The sequence below is a fragment of the Kribbella voronezhensis genome, from assembly GCF_004365175.1.
GTDB lineage: Bacteria > Actinomycetota > Actinomycetes > Propionibacteriales > Kribbellaceae > Kribbella > Kribbella voronezhensis.
Window position 1 is genome coordinate 3,990,291 of sequence record NZ_SOCE01000001.1, and the last position, 25,944, is coordinate 4,016,234.

Consider the following 25,944-nt stretch of genomic DNA (forward strand, 5'->3'; position numbering starts at 1 on the left):
AAGGGTTTTTGCAGCAACCTGCAACGAGTAATGCCCGTAGGGGAAGTCAGCTGCCGCGCTTGACCGAGGTGAGCAGCAACTGGGCGACGTCCTGGACCTCGACGGACTCGCGGGCCGAGCCGTCGGCCTGCTTCGCGGTCAGGCCGTCGGACAGCATCACCCGGCAGAACGGGCAGCCGGTGGCGATCTTGTCCGCACCGGTCGCGACGGCCTCGTCGGTCCGGTTCAGGTTGATCCGGCTGCCGGTCTTCTCCTCCATCCACATCCGGGCGCCACCCGCGCCGCAGCAGAACGACTTCGTCTGGTTCCGCGGCATCTCGGCGAACTCGGCGCCCGGGATGATGTCGAGCAGTTCACGCGGGGCGTCGTACACCTGGTTGTGGCGACCGAGGTAGCACGGGTCGTGGTACGTGATCTTCTGGCCGTTGAGCGCGCTGTCGGTCGGCGCGACCGGGGTGAGCTTGCCCTCGCGGACCAGCCGGTTCAGCAGTTGGGTGTGGTGGATGACGTCGAGTTCGACGCCGAGCTGGGAGTACTCGTTCTTCAAGGTGTTGAAGCAGTGCGCGCAGGTGGAGACGACCTTCTTCGCGCCGGTCTCCTTGAACACCTCGGCGTTCTGCATCGCCAGCTGCTGGAAGACGAACTCGTTGCCGGCCCGCCGGGCCGGATCACCGGTGCACGTCTCACCATCGCCCAGTACTGCGAACGAGACACCCGCGATGTTCAGCAACTCCGCGACGGCCTGCGTCGTCTTCTTCGCGCGATCCTCGAAGGCACCGGCGCAGCCGACCCAGAACAGGTACTCGACCTCGGCCAGGGTCTCGACATCGGTGCCGACCTGCTTGACCTCGAACGGCAGGTCCTTGGCCCAGTCCATCCGCCCCGACGGGTTCATGTTCCACGGGTTGCCCTTGTTCTCCAGGCCCTTGAACAGCCCGTTGAGCTCGGACGGGAACGACGACTCGATCAGCACCTGGTAGCGGCGCATGTCCATGATCGCGTCCACGTGCTCGATGTCGACCGGACACTGCTGCACGCACGCGCCACACGACGTACAGGCCCACAGTGCCTCTTCGTCGATCACGGCGACATCGGGCGAGCCGACCAGGGGACGCTCCACCTCGGCCTTCACCAGGTCGGGCAGCGACTGGCGTTCTTCGTCCGAGGAGGCCAGCAGGTACGGCGCCTTGGCGTACGCGTGCTCGCGCAGGTTCATCATCACCAGCTTCGGTGACAGCGGCTTCTCGGTGTTCCAGGCCGGGCACTGCGACTGGCAGCGGCCGCACTCGGTGCAGGTGGTGAAGTCGAGCAGGCCCTTCCAGGTGAAGTCCTCGATCTTGCCGACGCCGAGCGCAGCGTCCTCGTCGAGTTCCTCGATGTTCTCGAAGTCGATCGGCTCGCCCTTGACCATGATCGGCTGCAGCGCACCCAGCGCCGTACCGCCGTCGGCCTTGCGCTTGAACCAGATGTTCGGCCAGGCGGTGAACCGGTGCCACGCGACGCCCATCGTGGCGTTCAGCGAGATCGTGATCATCCAGGCGAACGAGATCAGGATCTTGATCATCGCGACCAGGTAGATCGCGTTCTCCAGACCGTGCTCGGACAGCCCGCCGAACAGCGACGTGCCGATGAAGAACGTGGTCGGGAAGTGGAACTTCGACGCCTCGCCGAGCTGGTACTCCAGCCCGCGCAGCAACAGGATGCAGATCAGTACGCCGAGGATCGTGTACTCCACGTAGTACGCCTGCCAGGCGCGCGAGCCGAAGAAGCGGCTGTAGCGACCCTTCTCGCCCTTCGGCAGGTTGCGCAGCCGGATCGCGATCAGGCCGACGATCGAGACCAGACCGGTCCAGGTGAGGAACTCGCTGACCCACTCGAAGACGAACCAGTGGCCGATCACCGGCAGCACCCAGTGCGCGGAGAACAACTGCCCGAACGCCGTCACCAGGCTGAGGAACAGCCCGATGAAGCCGAACGCCACGAACCAGTGCAGGACACCGATGTGGCTCCACTGCAGCATCCGGGTGTGCAGCAGCGACTCCTTGGCGAGGGTGGCCGTGCGCTGCCCCGGGTTGTCGGTCCGGCGGGCCGGCTGACCGAGCTTGATCACGGACACCATGTGCCCGATCGTCTTGCCGAACAGCGCGATGCCGACAGCGGCGATCGCGAGCGAGACGACGATGGCGAGGATCTGCATACCAGCGATGTTATTGGTTGGTTACCGGTCAGTCATGTCGGTGAGGGCCTCATCACGCCAGCGTGTCCCGTCTCACTCTGCCTACGTGGAGGAGGGCAGGGCTCGTGTGAGTGCTGTCGCCGTAGTCCATGGCTGCCTGCGCAGCGCACGCCAAGTCGGTGGACTACGCCATGCCGAAGCCCGCGAACCGCTGCCCGAAGCAAGGAGAAGGAAGCGGTGATGGCGAAGCTGGACGCGATGCGGTCGTCGAGGTGCCTCTGTGCACTCCCCCAAAGGCGAGATCCGCTGCGCCGTCAACGCGCTGCGAGACGCACTCGCTCCGGGCCAGCATATTTGCATGAACCTGCAGCGGAATCGGAGCGTCACACACTGGTGACCGCAACGAGAGATGGGTAACTTCCCTGCCTCGCGTCGCTTCGCGACGTCGCTCGGGGGAGCGACCATTAGGAGGGGCTATGAAATTAGGAATCATAGGAGGCAGGGGGCGGGCCATGTTGGTTGGTGCGTCCGCGGCTGCAATGGTGGTCAGCGGCTTGGGAGTACAGACCGCAGCCGGCGAGAGAGCACCTAGCACCCTGGATGCAGCGGTCACCTCGACGGAGAAAACCGAACTGCTGGTGCTGGCAAAGAATTATCTGACGGACCGGACGTCGCGGGTGGTTTCGGATGGTCGAGGGCGTGCGGTCGCGTCAAAGAATCTGTCGTCGGATCGTCTGTCGGTCAGTCTCCGGCAGAAAGTGCAGGGGACTGATGGGGTGCTCGAAAGCAACCGGATCAACCTGGCCAAGCATGGGCAGCGCTGGATCGCTTCCCAAACGACAGTGACGCCGATCTCCTTCGAGCGATCCGGGCCGGGCACGATCGTGGCAAAGGTGCGTGAGTACACACGGCTCGAATTCGACCGCAAGCTGGATCCGGAGGCGCCGCCGGCGACTGAGCAGTCCGTCGACAGAACCTTCACCTTCGACGAGGCCGGCGGTCAGTGGCAGATCGTCAAGACCGTGGCTGACGGTCAGGGAACGTTAGTCAACGACGTCCCGCCGACACAGAATCCCCTGCCGACGATCATGTCCCCGAACATCAGCACTCCCGAGTACAACTACGGCACCAGCACATTGTCAGCAGCTGACCAGGCCGAGGACGCAACTCCGGAGCCGGATCCAGGGCTGTTGCCGGCGGACGCCCCCGAAGACGGCCTGCCGTCGAGTGAGCCTCCGAAGACTGACGGGAGCTCCGGCCTGACCCAGCAACTCACTGCCAGCTACTGCTACTCATGCATGGTCAACTATGCGAATACGTATTGGCAGAATTACAACCCCAACTATCGGAAATGGGCCACCGACTGCACGAATTTCGTGTCGCAGGCTCTGAAGAGTGGCGGCTGGGCTTATGACTACGGCTGGTACACCAGCGGATCCAACTGGTGGTACAACAGCATCCATCAGACGTATACCTGGTCTGCTGCGGAGAACTTCTCACATTTCGCACCGAAGCGAACGGCGCGGCTGTCCAGTGTCTATTATCTGCTCGCCTCTGATGTGCTGCTGGCGGACTGGACCGGGGACAACCACATCGACCATGCCATGTTCGTCACTTTGAAGACGACCGGGAACATCTATCTCACGTACCATACGAACAATGTCCACAATATGCCGCTGACCTGGATCATCAGAGATAACAGAGGAGCGAAGTACTATGCCTATCGCACCTAAGTTGGCTCGCCGGCCCGTTCTGGTCGGCGGTGCGGCGGTACTCGCAGCCGTAGCAGTGACCGTGGTCGTTGTGGTGAAGAATCAGGACCATGGTGGGGCGGAGTCCAGGGATGCCCTGATCAGGGCGGTGCAGAACGGTGTAGCGGACCGTAGCGAGGACCGTCTCCTCGCGGTGGCGGATCCCAATTTCGTCGATCGTGCCGATGCGGTCCGGCAGTTGATCAACAGGTGCGGCAACCCTGCCTTCGCAAGCGCCGCTGTCACTGTCAGTTCGGACTACGGTCCGGAGGCTGCGCGGGCGGATTTCCGCCTTCCGCAGGGCCCGGCCGACTGTCGCGAGTTGACATTGTCGCTCACCCGGCTCGACCAGCGCTGGTACGCGGCTTTCGGTGACAAAGTGGCCAATCCCCGGCCAAGCTCGGGGACGGATCGCTGAGTTCGTCCTGACACAAAGACGGCCGGCCGAGCTTCTGCTCGGCCGGCCGTTCCTGTCGCTGCAGGCTGTTACTTGGTACCGAAGACCTGGATCTCCGACATGTCGGTGAACTTGCAGCCGCCGTAGGCGCCGGCGGGGCAGTTGTTCTGGAAGTCGGGGACCTGCGGGCTGAGCATCACGAACCGGACGAACTTGATGCCGGTCGCGTTGCCGCTCGGGGTGAGCTCGGTGTACTTGCCACGGTTGGCCGCGGTGAAGGTACCGGTCTGGGCAGTGGCCCAGGTGGTGCCGTCGACCGAGGTCTCGATCCGGTAGTCGCCGGTCGAGGCGCTGCCCGGGTCACCACAGGTGTTGGACGGGTCGACCGAGAACTTGGTGACGTTCACCGCCGCCGGCAGCGCGATGTCGATGTGCTTGGGGATCATCACGTTGGTGGGCGTACCGGCGTTGTCGCCGGTGGTGCTGCCCCAGCCGGTGCCCTGGCTGCTGTCGATCGCGAAGCCCGGCCCACACTGCGGGCTGAAGTCCGGACCGTTGAAGGCCTTCACCGCGCCGCCGCCGGAGGCCGAGGCCCAGTTGCGCCGCGGGCTGAAGTTCGCCGTGGTGCCGCTGCCGGACACGGTGACCGACTGGTTCAGGATCTCGTAGCCCTTACCCGCGACCACGAACTTCGGGTAGGTGCCCGGGAAGACCCCTGAGATCGTGTACTTGCCCTGGGCGTTGGTGACGGCGCTGTAGTCGCCGCCGAAGCCCGAGTCGTGCCCGGCGATGAAGACCAGGGCGCCGTTGACGGGCGCGTTGGTGTCCTTGTCGATCACGGTGCCGGACAGCGTCGCGGTCGCGCCGGTCGGCGGGACGTGGAAGTCCTCGGCCGGCAGCGAGTCGCCCGCGTTGGTGGCGCCGGCGAACCAGCCCATGCCGCGGTTGGCGAAGATCTTCCACAGCGCCTTCTGGTTCGCGCCGCCGAAGGCGACCATGTCGGCCTGCAGGATGGCGTTGCGCATGTCGAGCATCGACGGGTCGGCCGGGGACAGCTCCATCCCGCGGGTGATGTCCGACAGGGCCATCGTGCGGCCCAGCTTCTTGCGGATGTCCCACAGCGTCTGGGCCCAGACCTCACCGGAGGCGTGCACCTCGGGTGCGCCGCCGATGGTCGGGAAGTCGCCGTAGGTGTAGCCACCCTGCGAGCCGTCGATCCCGACGCAGTTCGCCGAGGCGGAGCCGACCGAACAGTCCATCGCCTGGGTGCGGAACAGTGCGCCGAAGGAGACGTACTTGCCCTCGAGGACCTCGCCGTCCTTGCTGGTGTCCTTCTCGAGGCCGTGCGCGACCAGGTAGTCCATCGCGTAGAAGTCGCTCCACGCCTCACCCATCGAACCGGCCTGGATGCTGTTCAGCGTCGAGTTGCCGGAGGCGTCGACCACCAGCCGGTTGGACAGACCGTGGGTGTACTCGTGGTACAGGATGCTGGCGTCGTTCGCGCCGCTGCTCGGGACGAACGCGTCCTGGGCGTCGTCCGCGCCGGGCGTGTGCCACAGGTACATCTGCATGGTCGGCGACAGGCCGTCCGGCGGGGTGTTCATGTTCGCGTTGTCGAGGTGGTTCACGTCCGGGCCGCCGTTGGCGTCCGTGGCCGCGCCGTCGAGCGCGTTCAGGCTGACCGGGTCGCCGCCCTTGGCCTCGAAGTTCCCGGCCGCCGGGGTGAAGCCGATCGGCTTGGTCTCCAGCCAGTCGTGGAAGTTGCTGGCCAGGTAGAACGCGTTGGTGACGTCCTGGTTCTTGTTCACCTTCCAGGAGTCCGGCTTGGCCGGATCCCAGGTGCAGATGAAGGCGGCCGAGCACAGCTTGCTGGAGTTGTTCTTGTTGAACGACTTCAGCACGTACTCCGCGCCGTGCTTGGTGCCCGGCACCTTGACGCTCTCACCGGGGTTGGCGACGTTGTCGTCGTTGACGTCGGCGAAGGCGTGCACGGAGGTGCCGTCGAGGGTGGTGGCGCCCTTCAGCAGGAAGCCGCGCTGGAAGAGGTTGACCACGTGCTGCTGACCACCGCGGGGAGCGCCGGGGTAGTTCTCCTGGACCAGGGCGTCGCCGTTGGCCTCGTCGGTCAGGTCGCGGCGATACAGCACGGCACCGGACTGGGCGTCGATGACGTGCGTGTAGTTGAGGGAGTCGCCGGCCTGGGTGTACGTCGCCCAGCCCTTGCGCAGACCGTCCGCGGTGTAGAACCACACCAGCTTGGCCTGGTCGCCGTTGGTCCAGTTCTTCACGTTGCCCTTGGCGGTGCCCTTGACGGCGGCGGCCTTGCCGTCGACGTCGGAGGCAGCCTTGCCCCGGGCGGAGTCGGCGGAGACCGCCGGACCGGCCGAGCGGCTCGCGGCCATCCCGTTCAGGCCTGCCACCGGCGAGCCCTGGATCGAGATCAGCTGGCCGCGCTTGGTGACGTTGGCCTGCAGGCCGTTGCCGAACAGCGGGACGCCGTTGACGACCTGCTCCCACGAGACGTGGTGGGTGCCGACGATGTCCTTGTAGTCCTTGCGGAGCCGGAGCGTCTGCAGGTCCTTCTCGGACAGGTGGAAGATCTCCGGGTGCGCCCGGATGTAGTCCAGCGCGACCTTGGCGGCGGGCTTGTTGCTCGGGCCGGTGAGGAAGCCGTTCAGCTTCGCCACCTGCTTCGGCGTACCGGTCACCTGGTCGACGGAGACCACGCCCTGGCTGCCGAGCGAGTTGCGGAACTTCTGCTGTGCCGCACCCTGCTTGCTCATGGTGCGGGCGGCGTTGGCGTAGTCGACCCGGTCGCTGGGCGTCCGGGCGTCGAAGTTGCCCTTGCGCTCCTTGGCGGCCTTCTTGTCCGACTGACTGGTCTGCTTGGACGAGTCGGGACCTGGCTTGGCGGATGGTGCCGCCAGCGCACCGCTGGCGGTCATCGCCAGCACAGTGGTGGCTGAGACAGCGGTGACTGCCAGAAGCCCCCGCCCCCTGCGTGATGTGGTCACAGCTAAACGCTCCATGAAGTTGTGTTCGCGGATCGCCCTCCACGACCCGTCCGGCCTGACCTTAGGCCCGCTTTTCCGTGCACGGAAGAGTTATTTCCGGAATCCCACGCAGACGAGGGTTGTCCTTCGTGCATGCGCTTGTACTGCGAGCAACCAATTGGGTCGCATAGAGCGATCGATCAACTGCGAAGAGTGTCGCTCTCCGGACATGCCAGTAGCCGACGGCAACTACCTTTGCTTCGCCGTCGGCTACTGGACGTTGTGGAATCGGTTGGTCTAGAAGGCGCCCGCGCCGTTCGGCGTACCGAGGCCGGTCGGGCCGTCCCAGCCGGTCCGGGCGTTGCACCACTGGGTGGTGGGGCAACTGCCGTTGGAGCCGGTGGTGACATCGAACAGTGAACCGCTGTGCGCGTACGGCAGGGCGTTGGCGTAGCCGGCGGTGTTGCCCGACAGTGCGTAGACCGAGGCGATGATCGGCGCGGCCTCACTGGTCCCGCCGAACTGGGCCCAGGTCGAGGCCGTCTTGCTCGTCGGGTAGTAGATCGCCATGCCGCCCTTGCCCGGATCGGCAGCGGCGGAGACGTCGGCCATCGCGCGCTTGGCGCAGCCGGTGCCGAAGCTCGCCGCCGCGCTCAGTGCGGTGTTGACCGTCGAGCAACCCGAACCGGCGCCGCTCCAGACCGACTCCGACCAGCCGCGGGTGTTGCTGGCGGCAACCAGTGAGGTTCCGCCGACGGCGGTGACGTAGGACGACGACGCCGGGTAGCTGCCGCCCTGGTAGCCGTTGTCGCCGGTCGAAGCGGTGACAGCGATCCCTGGGTGGTTGTAGTACGTGCCGTACGTCGAGTCGGCCGAGTCGCCGCCGCCGTAGCTGTTCGAGATGGCGACCACGCCGGGCTGCTTGGCAGCGGTGACCACCGCGGTACCGAGGTCGGCGAAGCTGGCCGAGTTGGCCTGGACCACCACGATCTTGGCGTCCGGTGCCGCGGCGGAGACCGCGTCGACGTCGAGGGCCTGCTCGCCGGCCCAGCCGGTGTTGAAGCGCGGCAGTGAGGTGCCGCCGTTCTGGTTGATGATCCGCAGGCAGCCGTTGGCGACGGTGCAGGCGGACAGCCCGAACTGGCTCCGGTAGACACCGAGATCCCGCTCGAGGTTCGGGTACCCGTAGGCGTCGACGATGGCGACCGTGCGGCCGTTCGCGCTCAGCCCGTTGAGCTTGTAGGCGTCGCGCAGTCCGGCCGGGGTGAGACCGGTGGCCGGTGGCGTGGCCGTCGCCGGCGAAACCCCCTTGGCGTCGACCAGCTTGAAGGCATGGCAGCTGGCCGTGTGGGGCGAGGTGGCGGTCGCACAGACCTTGGCGGCGTGCTTTCCGGCGGTGTACGGGGTGGGAGCCGCGATGGCGGCTCCGGTGCTGGTCAGACCTGCGACGGCTAGTGCGCCGACACCCAGGGCGGACACGAGAATCCGTTGCTTCAACAGAACTCCTCGAGCTGGGCTGGCCCGCTCCGGCACAACTCGGTCGGGGCGGAACCGGCGTTGATTGGTGTTCGGAATCGTCCGCCCGCGCGCCGCCGTGGTACCAGCGGTTCCGCCCCTGACAAATGTCATGGGTTTCAGCCCGGCAATGCCGGTTTTTCCTTTCATTCCGGCGAGATTGTGCCCTCGGAGAAGATTGAAGGATTCCCCCTGCTTTTGTGGACCGCACCCTTTGCGGCAGCGCGGCCGGCCTCAGAGCAGACCGAGGGCGACGGTCTCGGCGTCGGTGAACAGGCGGGAGCGGATCAGGAAGCGGACGCCTTCGGGAGCCTCGACCGAGAAGCCGCTGCCACGGCCCTTCACGACGTCGACCGTCAGGTGCGTGTGCTTCCAGTACTCGAACTGGTTCCTCGACATCCAGAACCCGATCGGCCCGGCCAGCCCGTCGACGGCGAGTTCGGCCAGCAGGATGTCCGCGTTGCCGGTCTTGAACTCGCCGTCGGGGTAACACATCGGCGAACTGCCGTCGCAGCAGCCACCCGACTGGTGGAACATCAACGGGCCGTGCAGCTCGGTGAGGCGGCGGAGCAGGTCCGCCGCCTCCTCGGTCAGCGCCACCCGCTCGGTCATCAGAAGAAGCCGAGCTTGTTCGGGCTGTAGCTGACCAGCAGGTTCTTGGTCTGCTGGTAGTGGTCGAGCATCATCTTGTGGTTCTCGCGGCCGATCCCGGAGCCCTTGTAGCCACCGAAGGCGGCGTGCGCGGGGTACGCGTGGTAGCAGTTGGTCCAGACCCGGCCGGCCTGGATCTCGCGGCCCGCGCGGTACGCGGTGTTCATGTCGCGCGACCAGACGCCCGCGCCGAGCCCGTACAGGGTGTCGTTGGCGATCTTCATCGCGTCGGCGTAGTCGTCGAACCTGGTCACCGAGACGACCGGGCCGAAGATCTCCTCCTGGAAGATCCGCATCTTGTTGTCGCCCTCGAAGATGGTCGGCCGGATGTAGTACCCGCCGCTCAGGTCGCCGCCGAGGTCGGCCTTCTCGCCGCCGGTGACCACCTTCGCGCCCTCGGCCTTGCCGATGTCGATGTAGGACAGGATCTTCTCGAACTGGTCGTTGCTCGCCTGCGCGCCCATCATCGTGTCGGTGTCCAGCGGGTTGCCCTGCTTGATCGCCTCGGTCCGCGCCGTCGCGTCGGCCAGGAACGAGTCGTAGATGCCGGCCTGGATCAGCGCCCGGGACGGGCAGGTGCACACCTCGCCCTGGTTCAGCGCGAACATCGTGAAGCCCTCGAGCGCCTTGTCGTAGAAGTCGTCCCGGGCCGTCGCGACGTCGTCGAAGAAGACGTTCGGGCTCTTGCCGCCGAGTTCCAGCGTCACCGGGATCAGGTTCTCCGACGCGTACTGCATGATGAGCCGGCCGGTCGTGGTCTCACCGGTGAACGCGACCTTGGCCACTCTGTTGCTCGAGGCAAGCGGTTTGCCGGCCTCGACGCCGAACCCGTTGACGATGTTCAGGACACCGGGTGGCAGCAGGTCACCGACCAGCTCCATCAGCACGTGGATCGACGCCGGCGTCTGCTCGGCGGGCTTCAGGACGACGGCGTTGCCGGCCGCCAGCGCCGGGGCCAGCTTCCAGGTCGCCATCAGGATCGGGAAGTTCCACGGGATGATCTGTGCGACCACGCCGAGCGGCTCGTGGAAGTGGTAGGCCACGGTGTCGTCGTCGACCTGCGAGATCGCCCCTTCCTGCGCGCGCAGCGCGCCGGCGAAGTACCGGAAGTGGTCGATCGCCAGCGGCATGTCCGCGGCCAGCGTCTCGCGGACCGCCTTGCCGTTGTCCCAGGTCTCGGCGACCGCGAGCAGTTCGAGGTTGTCCTCGATCCGGTCGGCGATCTTGGTCAGGATGTTCGCCCGTTCACTCGCCGAGGTCCGGCCCCAGGCGGGGGCCGCGCCGTGCGCCGCGTCGAGGGCGCGCTCGACATCCTCGGACGTGCCGCGGGCGATCTCGGTGAAGTTCTCACCGGTCACCGGCGTCGGGTTCTCGAAGTACTGACCTTTGACGGGCGGCACCCACTCGCCGCCGATGTAGTGGTCGTACCGGGATTTGTACTCGGCCGGGCTGCCGGCCTGGCCGGGGGCTGCATAGATCGTCATCGGTCCTCCTGCGGAGTTGTGCCAGGTCCGCAACGTAGAGCTGACGACGTTGCATCGACGTTGCATGAATTCGCTCTTGTACGCCGCACGCTTCCGGGCGACGCTGGAGCGTGGACCCACGCGAAGAGGCCCGGCGGCTCACCGAGCTGTACGACGAGGTGCTCGGCGCGGGCCGGGTGTCCGGTGCGCCACGCCCGCTGGTCGCGGAATCCTGGGAACGTTCACTGGCCGCGGCCGTCGACCCGGAGTTGGACTCGCCGCCGATGGTCATCTCGACCGAACTGCTGGAGTCGCTGCGGGAGAAGCACCCGTTGCGGGCCGTCCTGCCCTTGCTGCGCCAGACGCTGACCACGATCGCCGACGAGGCTTCGCACATCATGATCGTCACCGATGCGCAGGGCCTGATCCTGTGGCGTGAAGGCGCGGCCGACGTACGCCGGCAGGCCGACCGGATCGCGCTGTCCGAGGGCGCGAGCTGGTCCGAGGACTCGATCGGGACCAACGGCATGGGTACGGCGCTCGCCGCTGACCAGCCGGTGCAGATCCACTCGGCCGAGCACCTGGTCCGCAGGATCCACGCCTGGACCTGTGCGGCCGCACCCGTGCACGACCCGGATACCGGGAAGCTGATCGGCGCCGTCGACGTCTCTGGTCCGCTGCGCACGGTCCATCCCGCGATGATGGCGCTCGTGACGGCCGCCGCCCAGTTGGCCGAAGGGCAGTTGCGGGTCCGGATGGCGGCGGCCGATGAACAGCTCCGCGCGCGGAACATGCGGCACCTGATCGCCCTTGGCGATACGCCCGGCGCGTTGCTGACGCCGAGCGGCCGGGTGCTCGCCGTACAGCCTCTCGAGTGGCTGCCCGACCGGCTGGAGATCGCGGACGGCGCGGACCGGGTCGAGCTCGGCGACGGACGCGAGGCCGTGGTCGAGCAACTCGATGAGGGTTACCTGTTACGGATCCCAGGCGTCGTACGCCGAACGCGCGCGTCGCTGCGGCTCAAGTTGCTCGGCGCCGACCGGCCGAGCGCGACGATCGGCGGCCGGGAGATCGCTTTGACACTGCGTCGCGCCGAAGTCCTCGCGTTGCTGCTGCTCCACCCCGCAGGACTCACCGCCGAACAGTTGATGCTGCAGTTGTACGGCGACGACGGCAACCCGACGACGGTCCGGGCCGAGATGCACCGGCTTCGGAACGTGCTGGGCGAAGGCATCCTCGACACCAAGCCGTATCGGTTCCTTGCCGAAGTGACCGGCGACGTCACCGATGTCCAGGCCGCCCTCCGCACCGGTGACCTGGCCACAGCGATCACGCTGTACTCCGGTTCGCTGCTGGCGCGCTCCGATGCGCCCGCACTCCGCGCGGAACGCGACGAGCTCGACGCGACCTTGCGCGGCGCGGTCCTGGAATCGAAGGATGCCGAGCTGCTGTGGCGCTTCGCTCAGACCCCGGTCGGTGCCGAGGACCTGGAGATCTTCGAGACGCTGGCCGATGTGCTGCCCGGGGTCGACTCCCGCCGGGCCGCGGTGAGCGCCCGGCTGCACCGGCTGGCCGTCGAGAGCTGACCGCATGGTGGACGGCGTCCTTTAAGTCGACTGAATTAGTCTAGTTTAGCTCGGGTGGATGCTCTGGTCCGGAGGTCGTCGTCACGCCCGGCTGGGTGGGGCGGCGACCGAGCCGCGCTCGATCAGGGTCGGCTCGACGGTGGTGCGGCGGACCCGGCGGTTCGTGTCGACGGCGGAGGTGACGCGGGCGACGACATCCGCGACCAGCTCGTCGAGCGGCCAGTGGAAGGTGGACAGCGGCGGAGTCAGCAGCTGGGACATCGGCTGGTCGTCGTACCCGAGCAGGGACAGGTCGTCGGGCAGCCGGATGCCGAGCTCGGCGCAGGCCGCGTACACCCCGAAGGCCATCGAGTCGGCCAGCGCCAGGATGCCGGTCGGTCGCGGGCGCGCGGTCAGGATCGTGCGGGCGACGTCGGTCGCGCCGGCCAGATCGTGCGGACACGGGACGATGCGGATCTTGAGCTTCAGCCCGAACGCGATCCGCTGGGCGATCTCCTCGGCCGGCCGCTCCACCTCGAACCGGCGGGACGGGCTGAGGACGGCGACGCTGCGGTGACCGGCCTCGGCCAGCCGGCGGAGCGCCGTACTGACGCCGCTCTCGTTGTCGAACAGGACCTCGGACTTCGCCTTCGCGGCCGGCAGTGCGTCGCCGATCGCGATCACGGCCGCCTGCTGGGCGATCCTGGCCCAGCCCTTGGCGCCCGGGTCGATCGGAATCACCACGATCGCGTCGGCGCGGTGGTCGACCAGGTGCTGGGCGAGCTCCAGTTGACGGTCGGCGTCACCGGCCGAGTCGATGATCCAGGCATTGCGGTCCGGGGCGAGCAACTCCCGGCCGAGAGCGGCCGCCAGCCGTTGCTGCCAGAGGTCCTCGAGCGAGGCGCAGAGGACGCCGATCGAGCCGCTGCGGCCGGATGCGAGGGCGCGGGCGACGGGGTCCGCCTGGTAGCCGAGCCGCTCGGCGGCCTTGTGCACGCGCGCCTGCGTCTCCGGCGTCCCTTGCAGACCCCGCAGCGCATACGAGACGGCCGCCATCGAGAGGCCGGTCTCCGCCGCGATGTCCTTGAGAGTCGGTCGGCGGCTGGTTCCGGACATGGGATCGACCCTAGGGCAAGGCTGGGACAAAAGCTGGCCGGTGCCGGTCGTGGGCCGGCGGCGAAGTTGACAAAGCAGGCTTTGAAGCGCTTCACTGTGACTAGCTTGAAGCGCTTCAAAGCGGCGCGGACTGCCAAGTTGGACCGAGTCGAGATCGAGTGGGAGGGGTGCTGGTGACCGGCGTGATCGATGTCCACCAGCACCTGTGGCCGGCTGAGTTCGTCGACCGGCTGCGGGCCCGCACCGAGCCGCCGTACTTGGACGGCTGGACCTTGCACACGGCCGGCGAACCGGCGTACGAGGTGGATCCCGCGGCGCACGAGCTCGGCAAGCGGGTCGCGATCGAGCAGGATGCCGCGACGGCGCTGGCCGGGGTGTCGCTGTCGAGTCCGCTCGGGATCGAGCAGCTCGGCGATGGCGCACTGCTCGACGCTTGGCACAAAGGCGCGGCCGCGTTGCCCGAGCCTTTCAAGGCCTGGGCCGCTGTCGACCTTCTCGAGCCGGACTTCGACGGCCTGGAATCCCTGCTGGGTAAGGGTTTCCTCGGTCTGCAGCTACCCGCCCACGTGCTCGGTACGCCGGCCGCTTGGGCCGAGGCCGGCGAGTTGCTGGCCGTTGCCGAGCGGATGAACAAGCCGATTCTCATCCACCCGGGTCCTGCCGCGTCGCCAGTTGGAGCTGTGCCGGGGTGGTGGGCGCCGGTGGTCGACTACACGCTGCAGTTGCAGGCGGCTTGGTGGGCGTGGCATGCCTTCGCCGGCCGGACGGCTTTCCCGCGGCTCCGGCTGTGCTTCGCCGCCGCGGCAGGGCTGGCGCCCGTTCACCACGAGCGGCTCGCTGCGCGCGGCGGTCGCCTGGGGACCATCGATCCGAATCTCTTCGTCGACACCTCCAGCTACGGACCGCAGGGGATCGACGCGGTTGCCCGGGTGCTCGGGATCGACCAGGTCGTCCACGGCACCGATCGCCCGTACGCGGGCACCGTCGAGCTCCGCCAGGGAGCGGCCGCGACCGCGGTGATCCGCTACAACAACCCGCACCGCCTGCTGTTCGGCGTCGACCCGGCGGCGGCGGAGAGATGAACCAGTACAGACTTTCCGGCCGCGGTCGAGCCGGAGACCCCGCGCTCCGTCGTACGGGGAACCACTATCAACCATGCCGAGTGTTCGGCGTCTTCTCCGAGAGGGGAGTGCAGTGACTGTTCAGCAAGTTTCCGACGCACCCGTCGTTCCCGCGCGTCAGGCCAGCCGGCTCGTGGAGCTCAATGGCTGTCTGTCATTGGACAACCTGCCGGGACGAGACCTCGAGCCCAGTGAACTGGCCGAGCTGGCCGGCGGGATCGCGGCCCAGCCGCACCTGTGGGAGGACAAGGTCGCCTACAGCGACGAGGAGCGTGTCTTCGCCTCGCTGCACCGCGACGCCAACGTGGACGTCTGGCTGATCTGCTGGACTCCGGTCAACGACACCGGCTGGCACGACCACGACGTCTCCTCGGGCGCGGTCGCCGTCGCGCGCGGCAAACTCGTCGAGCACAACCTGGCGATCGGCGTCGAGTCGGTCGAGACCGAGATCGAAGCCGGCGACGTGTACGGCTTCGGCCCCGACCACATCCACCGCGTCGTCGGCCTCGACAAGGGCAGCGTGACCGTCCACGCCTACAGCCCACCGCTGTGGCGAATGGGCCAGTACTCCGTCAGGGACAACGTCCTGCGCCGGGTCTCCGTGTCGTACGCCGACGAACTGCGCCCGCTCGACTGACCCGTCCACGAGCCGCCCGTCTCCCCTCCGGAGCCGGGCGGTTTCGCTGACCCGGCAGGTCATCCCGCGAGCTGTGCCGCGAGCTCCTCGAAGTCGGCCACGACGAGGTCGGGCGCGGTGAACGTCTTCGGGTACGGCGTCCGTCGCCGGTCGATGTACCACCCCTGGAGACCGGCACGCTTGGCGCCGTCGATGTCCCACGGGTGAACGGCCGCCAGCGCCATTCGATCCAGCGGCACTTTGCACACCTCGGCCGCATACTCGTACGCCGCTCGGTGCGGCTTCCAGCGACCCGGCTTCGTCACGTCCAGCCGCTGCTCGAGGAGCGGCAACACTCCCGCGTCGGTGAACATCTGCTCCGACATCCGCGCGGCGCCGTTGGTCAGTGTCACGAGCCGGACCCCCGCTTCGTGCAGACGCCGAAGTCCCGGTACGACGTCGGGGTGAAGTTTCAGCTGGGTCATCCCGGACAGCACACTCCGGACCGCATCGTCGCCGGAGTCCACTCCGGCGGCGGCGAGCTGGCCGGTGAGAATGTCGGCGGCGATCGCGCCGAAGTCCGCGGACGTCTCGACAGCGGTCAGCGCGAACCCGTCCCGGAGCACGGCGGCGAACCAGGTGTCGAGGCTGTCGCCGGGCAGTCCGGCGGCCTCGAACCGCTGCCGCATCGGGGTCAGATCTGACAGCGTCTCGTTGACATCAAGTACCAATACCTCAGGGCGGCTTGCAGCCATCACGACCCCTTCCATAAACTTGGACCAGTCGTTCCAAGATAAGGGGTGCGCGGTGCCGGATGTCAAACACTTCGAACCGGAGGGAGTCCTCGGTGTCGCCGAGTTGCTGTTCTGGCGGCAAGGCGTTGCGGCGACCGGGATCCAGGACGTGGTGGCGGCGACCGGCCTGAGCCGGTCGAGTCTCTACAACGCCTTCGGCGGCAAGGACGCTTTGTACGTCGGCGCTCTGCGGCGGTACGTCGAGCACCGCTCGACGCCGATGTTCAGTCGACTCGCAGAGGATCGTCGGGGCCTCCCGGCCATCGAGGACTTCTTCAGCCGGCTCGTCTCGGTGCGCTGCAGAGGCGAGTTCGCCGGTTGGGGCTGCCTCGTGTCGAACGCCCACCTCGAAAACCCTTCCGGTGAAGCAAAGACAGTCCTGGACAACCACCAGGCCGGCCTGAAAGCCGCACTGCAGTCCGCCCTCGAAACCGCCGCCGAGCTGAAGCAGCTTCGTCCTGGCCTCGACTTGAGCGCAACAGCGGAACACCTCACGCTCCTCGCCTACGCCATCAACCTCCGCTCCCGCGCCGGCGCGTCGCCTGATCAGCTCAAGACCGCGGTTGCTGCCGCACTGAGCCCGCTGGCGCGCGACCCGCGTCGACAAGGCCGGTAACGGAAGCTGTGGATCCAGAAGCCTGATTCCCGGCGGATCGGATGAACTGATCTGCCCCGGGTTGCCCTGAGGTGCCCCGGGATCTGGCCTGCCGCGTCGAAGCCGGCGCCTCGAGACTCGGCGGTATGACGACTTCTGTTGATCTTGAGACGCACTACACGAGCCGGCATGACGAGGGGAGCCGGCTGAGCTCGACGTTGAAGGGGCAGTTGGAACTCGCGCGGGTGCGGGACCTGTTGGAGCGGTACCTGCCGGAGCCGCCGGCCGTCGTCGGGGACATCGGAGGCGGCCCGGGCGTCCACGCGAGCTGGCTGCAGGGCAGGGGGTACGACGTCGAGTTGCTGGATCCGGTGCAGCGGCATGTCGACCAAGCAGTGGCGGCCGGAATCGACGCAGTACAAGGGGATGCGCGGCGGTTGCCGTGGGAGAACGAGTACTTCGACGCGGTGTTGCTGGCCGGGCCGATGTACCACCTGCCCGAGGCCGCGGATCGGCGGCTGGCGTTGCGGGAGGCGGTCCGGGTGATCCGGCCGGGCGGGTTCATCGCGGTGATCGCGATCAACCGGGCGGCGAACCTGATCGGGGCGACGCTCGCGAACAAACTGCAGCAGCGGGAGAAGATCGTCCGCGAGATTCTCGAGAGCGGGTTCAGTCCCGACAACGAGCGGATGGCCGAGACGACGTACCACACCGTCACGCAGTTGCGGACCGAGTTGACCAACGCCGGGTTGCGGGCCGTCACGGTGCACGGGCTCACCGGGCCGGGCGGCTGGCTGACCGTCGCCATCGACGCGCACTTCAAGGATCAGCCGTTGCCGGCCTCGCTGAGCGACCCCGATCCGTTGCAGACCGCACTGGCCTGCACGCGGATGGCCGATCAGTACCCCGAACTGATCGCTTCCAGTTCGCTCCTCTTCGCCGTCGGCCAGCGTGCTTAGGGAGCGACTCCGGCGACGTGCAGTCCGGTACGTCGAGAACGGGTGGACCGTGGCGCCGCTGGTCGTCCCGAGAGACGGCGTGTGCCTCTGCATTCGTGGTGACTGCGTCGATCCGCACCTGGCCGGGTCGGTCGTCCGCAGCGTCCGGCAGGCCGATGCGATCTGGAGCGAGCATCCGTGGGACATCGCGTTGATCACCGACGCGTACGACGTGGTCGACGTGCCGGCGCAGTACGGCGCGTTGCTGAACCAGTTGCTCAAGGCAACGTGTCCGACAGCGATGGCGCCGGCTCGGCGACACTGGTGGTTCTTCGTCGTGGGTGGTTCGGTGCCGGCCGCCAAGGTCGCGGCGGCAGGCGGCGTACTGCGCTCCGGGCCGGGTGAGTGGGTGCCGGCACCTGGCACCTCCACCGAAGCCACCGGGCGCATCCGCTGGCTGGTTCATCCGCACGTCACCAAGTGGCGGCCGTACCAGCGCCGGGATCCGATCGATGTCGTCCTCCCGACCTGACGGTTCTCTGACTATAGTCAGAAAATGGGGATCGCCGATGTCCGGAGATTCAACCGGACCGTGACGCAGCGGATCGGTGCGCTCAACGACGCGTATATGTCGCGCGACCGGCCGCTCGGGCAGGCGCGGGTGCTGTGGGAGATCGGGCCGGACGGCTGCGACGTCCGGGCGTTGCGGGCGCGGCTCGATCTCGACTCCGGCTATCTGAGTCGTCTCCTCCGCGTGCTCGAGAACGACGGGCTGGTCGAGGTGAAGCAGAGCGGTGACGACGGCCGGGTCCGCATCGCCCGGCTGACCGAGCACGGCCGGACCGAGCGGGCTGTGCTCGATCAGCGGTCGGACGAACTCGCGGAGTCGATCCTCGATCCGCTCAGCGAGCGGCAGCGCCAACGACTGATCACCGCGATGGGCGAGGTCGAACGGTTGCTGATCGCCTCGACCGTCCAGATCGGCATCGTCGACCCGCGACGCCCGGAGGCGAAGTTCTGCGTGCAGTCGTACTTCGAGGAGTTGGGCACCCGCTTCGACGGCGGCTTCGACCAAGCGCGGACCATCTCGGCCGACGTCGACGAGTTGACCTTGCCCGCCGGGCTGCTCCTGGTCGCGACGCTGCATGCCGAGCCGGTCGGGTGTGGTGGGTTGAAGTTCCACGCGGGCGAGCCGGCCGAGGTGAAGCGGATGTGGGTCTCCCCGGACGTGCGCGGTCTCGGCCTCGGCCGGCGGTTGCTGACAGAGCTCGAAAAGCAGGCGTCGGCCCGAGGTACCGCAGTACTGCGGCTCGAAACCAACCGCAGTCTGACTGAGGCGATCGCTCTGTATCGCGCGGCCGGCTATGTGGAGGTCGAAGCCTTCAACGACGAGCCGTATGCGCATCACTGGTTCGAGAAGCGGCTGGCTGAGTAGTCCCCTGATACTGCTCAGCCAGCCGCGACGCCTCCAGAGCTAGGGGTGCCGCAGCACGCCCAGCAGCCCGTGGGTCTCGTCGTCGATGCCGGCGGAGAACCAGACGGCGTCCGTGCCACCGGTGGTCGCCGTACCGGGCAGCAGGGCCCAGAGTCCGGGGATCACCAGGGTGTGGCCGTGGGTGTCCTTGACCTGGCCGGCGATCTTGCCGGCGAAGCGGCCGTGGGACTTGGCCTTGACGACGTTGATGCGGCCGTCGCCGAAGTTGCCGATCAGGAGGGCGCCGGCCTGCTCGCCCCACGAAGCAGGCGCGATCGCCAGGCCCCACGGTGCGTTCAGCGAACCCCGGGAGGCGATCCGGTCGACGAAGTGACCGTCCACGGTGTACTCGTCGACGAATCCCAAGCCGCGACCGGCGGCTTCCTCACCGGTCTTCGGGTCCACCTTGGCGTAGGCGACGAAGATCCGGCCGTTGAGCGTCTGCACGTTGAAGGGCGCGTAGCCCTTCGGCAGGAAGAAGTCCCGGAACGCCCACCACGGTTGCTTGACCGGGTGGAAGGCGTTGTCGAAGACGTCGATCCGGCGCTGCGCGAAGTTCGCGGCGTACAGCTGGTCGCCCTTCTTGGCGGTGGCGATGGCGAGACCGGTGTAGACCGCGCCCGGCGTGGTCGCCTTGATCTCGGCGGCACCGATCAGCGGGCTGACCGGCGGGCCCCAGGCAGCGATCTGACCGGTCAGCGTGGCGAAGATGAACCGCGCCGGCGCACTGACCGTGCCGTTGGTGAGCACGAAGCCGGTGCCCGAGTTGTTCACCTGACCGGTCGGGTGCGGTACGCCGACGCGGACGGTGGGGACCTTCGTCGCGGTGGTCGAACCCGCGGCCGAGGAGTACAGCGTGGAGGACGAGGTGCCTTCGTTCGACGCCCAGATCGGCGTGGTCGCGCCGAGCGAGAGACCCCACGGGTTGACCAGATCGGGATCCTGCAACGCTGCCTTGCCCGGCAGGTCCGACACGAGGTTGACCTGCTGTACGGCGAGGTCGTGGTGGTGACCGTAGGACTCGTGCGCGCTGGCAGTGCTCGGTGCGACCAGGGCCAGTCCGCCGATCAAGGCGGTGGCGACGGCGAGTGGTCGGCCTTTGGTACGTAGCGACATGACACTTTCCTGTCGGTTGGGAAGTGGAACATCGCCTATACGGACGAAACGTGGCGCCGGTTCAGCCCTTTCGCAACGGAATGCCAGTCGGTCGGAACTGGGTATGGATCGTGCGCTCGCCGCCACTTAGCGTCAGGGAATGCGGATCAGGGTGGTGGATGCGTTTACCGATCAGGCGTTCGCGGGCAATCCGGCCGGCGTGTGCCTACTGGCGGCCGGCGACTGGCCGGACGAGACCTGGATGCGGGCGGTGACCGCGGAGCTGCGGCATTCCGAGACCGCGTTCGCCCGGCCGTCCGAGCAGCCGGACGTCGACTGGGATCTGCGCTGGTTCACGCCAGTGGTCGAGGAGAACCTCTGCGGGCATGCGACGCTCGCGACCGTCCACTCGATGGTCGCCGAGGGGCTGGTGGGTGAAGACGGGAAGGTGCGTTTCAGTAGCCGGAGTGGAGTCCTGATCGCGGAGGTCGGTGCGGACGGCTGGATCACGCTCGACTTCCCGATCGCGGAGCTCACCGAGAGGCCGGCGCCGGACGGACTGGTCGCGGCGCTGGGCGTAGTACCGGAGGCTGTCTTGGGGACCGGTGGGCTGCGGGATCTGCTCGTGGTGCTGCCGGACGAGCAGACGGTTCGTGGGTTGGCGCCGGACTTCGACGGGCTCACCGAGCTGACCGAGCGGGAGGACCTGCGCGGCGTCGTACCGACTGCGCCCGCGGCCGACGGAGCGGAGTACGACTTCGTCTCGCGGTTCTTCTCGCCGGGGGACGGGCTGCCCGAGGATCCGGTGACCGGGAGCGCGCACACCGCGCTGGCGCCGTACTGGGCGAAGCGCCTCGGGCGGGACGACCTGGTCGGTTACCAGGCGTCCGCCCGCGGCGGCCTCGTCCGCGCCGTCCCGGCCGGCGACCGCGTCTACCTCACCGGCCGCGTGGTCACCGTCCTGGACGGCGACCTGCTGGTTTAGTGCCCCGCACTAGGCCCAGGTCTCGGCGTGGGTGACCACGCCGTTCGGGGCGCTGATCTCGGTGGCGACGTCGTCGGCGTCGGCCTCCAGCGGCTCGAACGGATATTCCGGTACGACGTACGCGCGTGCTCCGGCGACCAGGTCGACCCCGGGGAGCTCGAACCACGCCTCGCCCATCTCGCGGCTGATCTCGTAGATCGCCTGCTCGGCGGTGTCCACCGGGTCCGGCTCGCCGGAGTGCTCCAGCTCGGCGGGGTGCCGCTCCTGGGCAGCCCGGCCGGCGTCGAGCAGCGCGTCCAGGTCGACCACCCGCAGGTCGAACCGCGACACCACGCTGATCACGTGGTCCTGCTCCTGCAGCTCCTCTTCCTCGTCGGCCTCCCCGGTCTCCTCCTCCAGCAGCAGCGGTGCCGTGCCGGTGTACTCGAAGACCGCGTCGTTCCAGCCCTCGACGAGCTCCTCCAGCGCGACGTTCTGCTCGTACAGCGCGTCCTGCTCGTCCGGACCGCCGTTCATCGCCAGCAGGGCCTGGGTGTGGGCCTGGAGGCGCTCGGCCAGCAACTGGCTTGCCTCGGCCAGAGCCTTGCGGCCCTCTTCCGAGAAGAACTGGTCCCCGGAGAACTGCGGCTCATCCACTTCAGTCACTGCGTCATTCCCTAACTATCCGAGGGCGTCTCATTGCCAGGCGTAAGTATGCGCAACTCCGGCCGGAGACCGAAGTCGAGTCCACGAACTGTCCGCATGAGAGGACTGTGAGAGCTGCCGCGGCCGGTGTGAGAGACCTGCGAGAAGACGGCTGACCGAGCAATCAGCGGTGTGCAGTGAAGGCATGAGTACTTCTGCCCAGCGGGAAACCCAGTGAGCGCCGAGAACATCGCAGGCCTCGTGGTCGCCACGGCCCTGGTCCTGTACCTGCTTGCCGCCCTGGTCTTTCCCGAGAGGTTCTGATGTCCGACACCGCCGCCGGCCTGCTCCAGGTCGGCCTCCTGATCGCGCTCCTGGCCGCCGCCTATCGGCCGGTGGGCGGCTATCTGGCCCACGTCTACACCACCGAGAAGGACTCCCGGACCGAGCGTGGCATCTACAAGCTGCTCGGTGTCGACGCGAAGGCGGAACAGACCTGGGCCGTCTACGCCCGGTCGGTGATCGCCTTCTCCGTCGTCGGGGTCGTCTTCCTCTACCTGCTGCAGCGACTGCAAGCACACCTACCGCTGTCCCTGGGGCTGCCGAACGTCGGGTCCGGCCTGGCGTTCAACACTGCCGCTTCCTTCGTCTCGAACACGAACTGGCAGTCGTACTCACCCGAGGCGACGCTGGGCCACCTGGCCCAGTTCGCCGGTCTCGCGGTGCAGAACTTCCTCTCCGCCGCCGTCGGCATGGTCGTCGCGGTCGCGGTGATCCGCGGCTTCGCCCGCTCGACAACGGACCGGCTCGGCAACTTCTGGGTCGACCTGGTCCGGACCGTACTGCGAATCCTGCTGCCGCTCGCCGTCGTCGGAGGCCTCGCTCTGGTCGCGATGGGTGTCGTCCAGAACTTCTCCGGCGGTCATGAGGTCACCTCGGTGATCGGCCAGACCCAGACGATCCCGGGTGGTCCGGTCGCCAGTCAGGAGGTGATCAAAGAACTCGGCACGAACGGCGGCGGCTTCTACAACGCCAACTCGGCGCACCCCTTCGAGAACCCCAACGGCCTGTCGAACCTCTTCGAGATCTTCCTCCTGCTACTCATCCCAGTAGCCCTGACCCGCACCTTCGCCCTGATGGTCAACGACAAGCGGCAGGGCTACGCGATCCTCGGCGTGATGGGCACCTTGTGGGCGGCCTTCACCTTCGCCGCCACCTTCTTCGAAACCCAGGGAGCCGGTACTGCGACGCAAGCGGCCGGCGCCGCGATGGAGGGCAAGGAGACCCGGTTCGGTGAGTGGGCCTCGGCCCTCTTCGCCTCCTCGACGACCGGCACGTCGACCGGCGCGGTGAACTCGGCCCACGACTCGTTCACCCCACTCGGCGGCGGCACTGCTCTGTTCCACATGATGCTCGGTGAAGTCAGCCCCGGCGGAACGGGCACGGGCCTGTACGGAATGCTGGTCCTTGCTGTCCTCACGGTGTTCGTGGCCGGCCTGATGGTCGGCCGGACCCCGGAGTACCTGAAGAAGAAGATCACCGTGCGCGAGATGAAGCTGGTCTCGCTGTACATCCTGGCGACGCCGACCGTCGTACTGGTCGGTGCCTCACTGGCGATGGGACTGGCGAGCGCGCGGGCGTCGATCTTCAACACCGGCAGCCCGCACGGGTTCACCGAAGTGCTGTATGCCTTCACGTCGGCCGGGAACAACAACGGCAGTGCGTTCGGTGGCCTCAGCGCGAACATCCCCTTCTACAACACGGCTCTCGGGCTCGTGATGCTGATCGGCCGGTTCGTGCCGATCGTCATCGTGCTCGCCTTGGCCGGCTCCTTCGCGCAGCAGACGCCGGTGCCGGTGACTCAGGGCACGCTGCCCACCCACAAGCCCCTGTTCGTGACGCTGCTGATCGGCGTCGTCCTGATCGTCACCGGGCTCACCTACTTCCCAGCACTCACCCTCGGACCCCTCGCGGAGGGACTGTGACCACCGCCCTGAAGACCCCCGCAACGCCGCCCCTGGCCGAGCAGGTCGCGACCAAGACGCTCTCTGGCCTGTTCGACCCGACGATGCTGCTCACCTCGCTGCCGGACGCCCTGCGCAAGCTCGATCCGCGGGTGATGGTGAAGAACCCGGTGATGTTCGTGGTCGAGGTGGGTGCCGTCGCGTCGACGGTTCTCGCCTTCACCGACTCCAGCGTGTTCGTCTGGTGGATCGTGGTCTGGCTCTGGCTGACCGTCGTCTTCGCCAATCTGGCCGAGGCCGTCGCCGAAGGGCGCGGCAAGGCTCAGGCGGCGACGCTGCGCCGTGCCAAGACCGAGACAACCGCCCGCAAACTGTCCGCGGACCGGCTGACCGAGCAGGAGGTGCCGGCCGCGTCGCTCCAGCTGGGCGACCTGGTGGTGGTCGAAGCAGGTCAGATCATCCCCGGCGACGGTGACGTGGTCGAAGGCGTGGCCAGCGTGGACGAGTCGGCCATCACCGGCGAATCGGCGCCCGTGATCCGCGAGTCCGGCGGCGACCGGAGTGCGGTCACCGGTGGCACGAAGGTGCTCTCGGACCGGATCGTCGTCAGGATCACCACCAGGCCGGGCGAGAGCTTCATCGACCGGATGATCGCCCTGGTCGAAGGGGCCTCCCGGCAGAAGACGCCGAACGAGATCGCCTTGAACATCCTGTTGGCGAGCCTGACCATCGTGTTCCTGATCGCGACGGCGACGCTGCCGACCTTCGCGGCCTACGCTCACACCGACCTGAGCCTCGTCATCCTGGTGGCCCTGCTGGTCTGCCTGATCCCGACCACCATCGGGGCCTTGCTGTCGGCCATCGGGATCGCCGGGATGGATCGGCTGGTCCAGCGCAACGTGCTGGCGATGTCCGGACGCGCGGTCGAGGCCGCCGGTGACGTGAACACCCTGCTGCTCGACAAGACCGGGACGATCACGCTGGGGAACCGGCAGGCCGCCGAGTTCATCCCGCTGGCCGGAATCACCGAGACCGAACTGGCCGACGCTGCACAGTTGTCCAGCCTGGCCGACGAAACGCCGGAGGGCCGCTCGATCGTGGTCCTGGCGAAGACGGGGTACGGGCTGCGGGCGCGGCACACCGGTGAGTTGCCGCAGGCAACGTTTGTCGAGTTCACGGCGCAGACCCGGATGAGTGGGGTGGACCTGGACGGCCGGCAGATCCGCAAGGGTGCGGCCGGCGCGATCGCTTCCTGGATCGACGACCAGGGCGGCGCTGTCGTGTCCGAGCTCGGGGAGATCGTCGACGGCATCTCGGCCTCCGGCGGTACCCCGCTGGTGGTTGCCATCAGCAAGGAAAGCGTGGCCCGACCGCTCGGCGTGATCCATCTCAAGGACGTCGTCAAGGAAGGCATGCGGGAGCGGTTCGACCAGCTGCGGGCGATGGGCATCCGGACCGTGATGATCACCGGTGACAACCAGTTGACCGCCAAGGCGATCGCCGAGGAGGCCGGGGTCGACGACTTCCTGGCGGAGGCGACGCCCGAGGACAAGCTGGCGCTGATCAAGCAGGAGCAGGAAGGCGGCCGACTGGTCGCGATGACGGGAGACGGGACCAACGACGCTCCCGCGCTCGCGCAGGCCGATGTCGGGGTGGCGATGAACAGCGGTACGTCGGCCGCCAAGGAAGCCGGCAACATGGTCGATCTGGACTCCAATCCGACCAAGCTGATCGAGATCGTCGAGATCGGCAAGCAGTTGCTGATCACCCGGGGCGCGCTCACGACCTTCTCGATCGCCAACGACGTCGCCAAGTACTTCGCGATCCTGCCCGCGCTGTTCGCGGCGGCGTACCCGGGGCTGGACGAACTGAACATCATGCAACTGCACTCGCCGGAGTCGGCGATCGTGTCGGCCATCGTGTTCAACGCGCTGGTCATCGTGGCGCTCGTGCCGCTGGCGCTGCGAGGCGTGCAGTACAAGCCGTCCTCGGCGTCCGCGATGCTGCGCCGCAACCTGCTGATCTACGGCGTCGGCGGCCTGATCACCCCGTTCATCGGCATCAAACTCCTCGATCTGGTGATCTCGCTGATCCCGGGTATCCGCTGACTG

22 protein-coding genes are annotated in these 25,944 nt (G+C 67.5%); 13 read left to right on the plus strand and 9 right to left on the minus strand.

The genetic code is table 11. The annotated features are described in order from the left end of the window. Positions 1 to 46: 46 nt before the first annotated feature. Positions 47 to 2,197, minus strand: a complete 2,151-nt coding sequence (locus EV138_RS18470; protein WP_133980122.1) for a (Fe-S)-binding protein — start codon at positions 2,195 to 2,197, stop codon at positions 47 to 49. Between the two features lie 455 nt (positions 2,198 to 2,652). On the opposite strand from EV138_RS18470, the gene EV138_RS18475 reads away from it, so the two are divergent. Beyond that, entirely contained in the window at positions 2,653 to 3,909 is a 1,257-nt protein-coding gene (locus tag EV138_RS18475; protein ID WP_133980123.1) for an amidase domain-containing protein, read from the plus strand. Positions 3,910 to 3,970: 61 nt separating this feature from the next. Beyond that, positions 3,971 to 4,345 carry a hypothetical protein gene (locus EV138_RS18480; RefSeq protein WP_133980124.1) on the plus strand — a complete coding sequence of 125 codons (375 nt, stop codon included), beginning with the start codon at positions 3,971 to 3,973 and terminating at the stop codon, positions 4,343 to 4,345. A gap of 68 nt (positions 4,346 to 4,413) precedes the next feature. Here the strand turns inward: EV138_RS18480 and EV138_RS18485 are convergent, their stop codons facing one another. The 4 genes from EV138_RS18485 to adh all read right to left on the minus strand — a co-directional run bounded on the left by EV138_RS18485 (position 4,414) and on the right by adh (position 10,967). After that, positions 4,414 to 7,269, minus strand: a complete 2,856-nt coding sequence (locus EV138_RS18485; protein WP_238158215.1) for a M36 family metallopeptidase — start codon at positions 7,267 to 7,269, stop codon at positions 4,414 to 4,416. Between the two features lie 345 nt (positions 7,270 to 7,614). After that, entirely contained in the window at positions 7,615 to 8,814 is a 1,200-nt protein-coding gene (locus tag EV138_RS18490; protein WP_202866761.1) for a S53 family peptidase, read from the minus strand. Between the two features lie 252 nt (positions 8,815 to 9,066). Beyond that, the gene (locus EV138_RS18495; RefSeq protein WP_133980126.1) at positions 9,067 to 9,444 is read right to left on the minus strand and encodes a DUF779 domain-containing protein; all 378 of its coding nucleotides are present in this window, start codon (positions 9,442 to 9,444) and stop codon (positions 9,067 to 9,069) included. Then, complete coding sequence (gene adh, locus EV138_RS18500; RefSeq protein WP_133980127.1) at positions 9,444 to 10,967, minus strand: aldehyde dehydrogenase; 1,524 nt, start codon at positions 10,965 to 10,967, stop codon at positions 9,444 to 9,446. The genes EV138_RS18495 and adh overlap by 1 nt, the downstream gene beginning before the upstream one ends. A gap of 110 nt (positions 10,968 to 11,077) precedes the next feature. Between adh and EV138_RS18505 the strand changes: the two genes are divergently transcribed. Next, positions 11,078 to 12,532 (plus strand): GAF domain-containing protein, encoded by a 1,455-nt coding sequence (locus tag EV138_RS18505; RefSeq protein WP_133980128.1) that lies wholly within the window; start codon positions 11,078 to 11,080, stop codon positions 12,530 to 12,532. 81 nt (positions 12,533 to 12,613) lie between these two features. Here the strand turns inward: EV138_RS18505 and EV138_RS18510 are convergent, their stop codons facing one another. After that, positions 12,614 to 13,627: a LacI family DNA-binding transcriptional regulator gene (locus tag EV138_RS18510; protein ID WP_133980129.1), complete on the minus strand. Its 1,014-nt coding sequence runs from the start codon at positions 13,625 to 13,627 to the stop codon at positions 12,614 to 12,616. Positions 13,628 to 13,800: 173 nt separating this feature from the next. Between EV138_RS18510 and EV138_RS18515 the strand changes: the two genes are divergently transcribed. After that, positions 13,801 to 14,709 (plus strand): amidohydrolase family protein, encoded by a 909-nt coding sequence (locus EV138_RS18515; protein ID WP_238158216.1) that lies wholly within the window; start codon positions 13,801 to 13,803, stop codon positions 14,707 to 14,709. Positions 14,710 to 14,821: 112 nt separating this feature from the next. Further along, positions 14,822 to 15,385 (plus strand): cysteine dioxygenase, encoded by a 564-nt coding sequence (locus EV138_RS18520; RefSeq protein ID WP_133980130.1) that lies wholly within the window; start codon positions 14,822 to 14,824, stop codon positions 15,383 to 15,385. Between the two features lie 59 nt (positions 15,386 to 15,444). Here the strand turns inward: EV138_RS18520 and EV138_RS18525 are convergent, their stop codons facing one another. Further along, positions 15,445 to 16,119: a haloacid dehalogenase type II gene (locus EV138_RS18525; protein ID WP_238158217.1), complete on the minus strand. Its 675-nt coding sequence runs from the start codon at positions 16,117 to 16,119 to the stop codon at positions 15,445 to 15,447. Positions 16,120 to 16,171: 52 nt separating this feature from the next. On the opposite strand from EV138_RS18525, the gene EV138_RS18530 reads away from it, so the two are divergent. The 4 genes from EV138_RS18530 to EV138_RS18545 all read left to right on the plus strand — a co-directional run bounded on the left by EV138_RS18530 (position 16,172) and on the right by EV138_RS18545 (position 19,126). Next, complete coding sequence (locus EV138_RS18530) at positions 16,172 to 16,774, plus strand: TetR/AcrR family transcriptional regulator (protein WP_133980132.1); 603 nt, start codon at positions 16,172 to 16,174, stop codon at positions 16,772 to 16,774. Positions 16,775 to 16,899: 125 nt separating this feature from the next. Next, positions 16,900 to 17,712, plus strand: a complete 813-nt coding sequence (locus tag EV138_RS18535; RefSeq protein ID WP_133980133.1) for a class I SAM-dependent methyltransferase — start codon at positions 16,900 to 16,902, stop codon at positions 17,710 to 17,712. Next, complete coding sequence (locus EV138_RS18540; protein WP_133980134.1) at positions 17,705 to 18,223, plus strand: bifunctional DNA primase/polymerase; 519 nt, start codon at positions 17,705 to 17,707, stop codon at positions 18,221 to 18,223. The genes EV138_RS18535 and EV138_RS18540 overlap by 8 nt, the downstream gene beginning before the upstream one ends. A 24-nt stretch (positions 18,224 to 18,247) precedes the next feature. After that, positions 18,248 to 19,126: a MarR family winged helix-turn-helix transcriptional regulator gene (locus EV138_RS18545; RefSeq protein WP_133980135.1), complete on the plus strand. Its 879-nt coding sequence runs from the start codon at positions 18,248 to 18,250 to the stop codon at positions 19,124 to 19,126. Positions 19,127 to 19,165: 39 nt separating this feature from the next. On the opposite strand, the gene EV138_RS18550 is transcribed toward EV138_RS18545, so the two are convergent. Further along, positions 19,166 to 20,281, minus strand: a complete 1,116-nt coding sequence (locus EV138_RS18550) for a TIGR03118 family protein (RefSeq protein WP_133980136.1) — start codon at positions 20,279 to 20,281, stop codon at positions 19,166 to 19,168. Between the two features lie 139 nt (positions 20,282 to 20,420). On the opposite strand from EV138_RS18550, the gene EV138_RS18555 reads away from it, so the two are divergent. Further along, positions 20,421 to 21,245: a PhzF family phenazine biosynthesis protein gene (locus tag EV138_RS18555; RefSeq protein ID WP_133980137.1), complete on the plus strand. Its 825-nt coding sequence runs from the start codon at positions 20,421 to 20,423 to the stop codon at positions 21,243 to 21,245. A gap of 9 nt (positions 21,246 to 21,254) precedes the next feature. Here EV138_RS18555 and EV138_RS18560 read toward each other — a convergent pair whose 3' ends face one another. Continuing rightward, a complete protein-coding gene (locus EV138_RS18560; RefSeq protein ID WP_133980138.1) occupies positions 21,255 to 21,890 on the minus strand; it encodes a hypothetical protein in 636 nt (211 codons plus the stop codon). Between the two features lie 213 nt (positions 21,891 to 22,103). On the opposite strand from EV138_RS18560, the gene kdpF reads away from it, so the two are divergent. From kdpF to kdpB, 3 genes are all read left to right on the plus strand, one after another. Then, entirely contained in the window at positions 22,104 to 22,193 is a 90-nt protein-coding gene (kdpF, locus tag EV138_RS18565; RefSeq protein WP_133980139.1) for a K(+)-transporting ATPase subunit F, read from the plus strand. Further along, complete coding sequence (gene kdpA, locus EV138_RS18570) at positions 22,193 to 23,854, plus strand: potassium-transporting ATPase subunit KdpA (protein WP_133980140.1); 1,662 nt, start codon at positions 22,193 to 22,195, stop codon at positions 23,852 to 23,854. The genes kdpF and kdpA overlap by 1 nt, the downstream gene beginning before the upstream one ends. Before the next feature lie 68 nt (positions 23,855 to 23,922). Then, positions 23,923 to 25,941 (plus strand): potassium-transporting ATPase subunit KdpB, encoded by a 2,019-nt coding sequence (kdpB, locus tag EV138_RS18575; RefSeq protein ID WP_255513752.1) that lies wholly within the window; start codon positions 23,923 to 23,925, stop codon positions 25,939 to 25,941. Positions 25,942 to 25,944: the final 3 nt, after the last annotated feature.

Bases quoted from the DNA above. Each gene is read 5' to 3' on its own strand.
- EV138_RS18495 (WP_133980126.1), bottom strand. From the start codon at position 9,444: ATGACCGAGCGGGTGGCGCTGACCGAGGAGGCGGCGGACCTGCTCCGC.
- EV138_RS18550 (WP_133980136.1), bottom strand. From the start codon at position 20,281: ATGTCGCTACGTACCAAAGGCCGACCACTCGCCGTCGCCACCGCCTTG.
- EV138_RS18535 (WP_133980133.1), top strand. From the start codon at position 16,900: ATGACGACTTCTGTTGATCTTGAGACGCACTACACGAGCCGGCATGAC.
- EV138_RS18475 (WP_133980123.1), top strand. From the start codon at position 2,653: ATGAAATTAGGAATCATAGGAGGCAGGGGGCGGGCCATGTTGGTTGGT.
- EV138_RS18485 (WP_238158215.1), bottom strand. From the start codon at position 7,269: ATGACCGCCAGCGGTGCGCTGGCGGCACCATCCGCCAAGCCAGGTCCC.
- EV138_RS18470 (WP_133980122.1), bottom strand. From the start codon at position 2,197: ATGCAGATCCTCGCCATCGTCGTCTCGCTCGCGATCGCCGCTGTCGGC.
- adh (WP_133980127.1), bottom strand. From the start codon at position 10,967: ATGACGATCTATGCAGCCCCCGGCCAGGCCGGCAGCCCGGCCGAGTAC.
- EV138_RS18545 (WP_133980135.1), top strand. From the start codon at position 18,248: ATGGGGATCGCCGATGTCCGGAGATTCAACCGGACCGTGACGCAGCGG.
- EV138_RS18555 (WP_133980137.1), top strand. From the start codon at position 20,421: ATGCGGATCAGGGTGGTGGATGCGTTTACCGATCAGGCGTTCGCGGGC.
- EV138_RS18510 (WP_133980129.1), bottom strand. From the start codon at position 13,627: ATGTCCGGAACCAGCCGCCGACCGACTCTCAAGGACATCGCGGCGGAG.
- kdpA (WP_133980140.1), top strand. From the start codon at position 22,193: ATGTCCGACACCGCCGCCGGCCTGCTCCAGGTCGGCCTCCTGATCGCG.
- EV138_RS18525 (WP_238158217.1), bottom strand. From the start codon at position 16,119: ATGGCTGCAAGCCGCCCTGAGGTATTGGTACTTGATGTCAACGAGACG.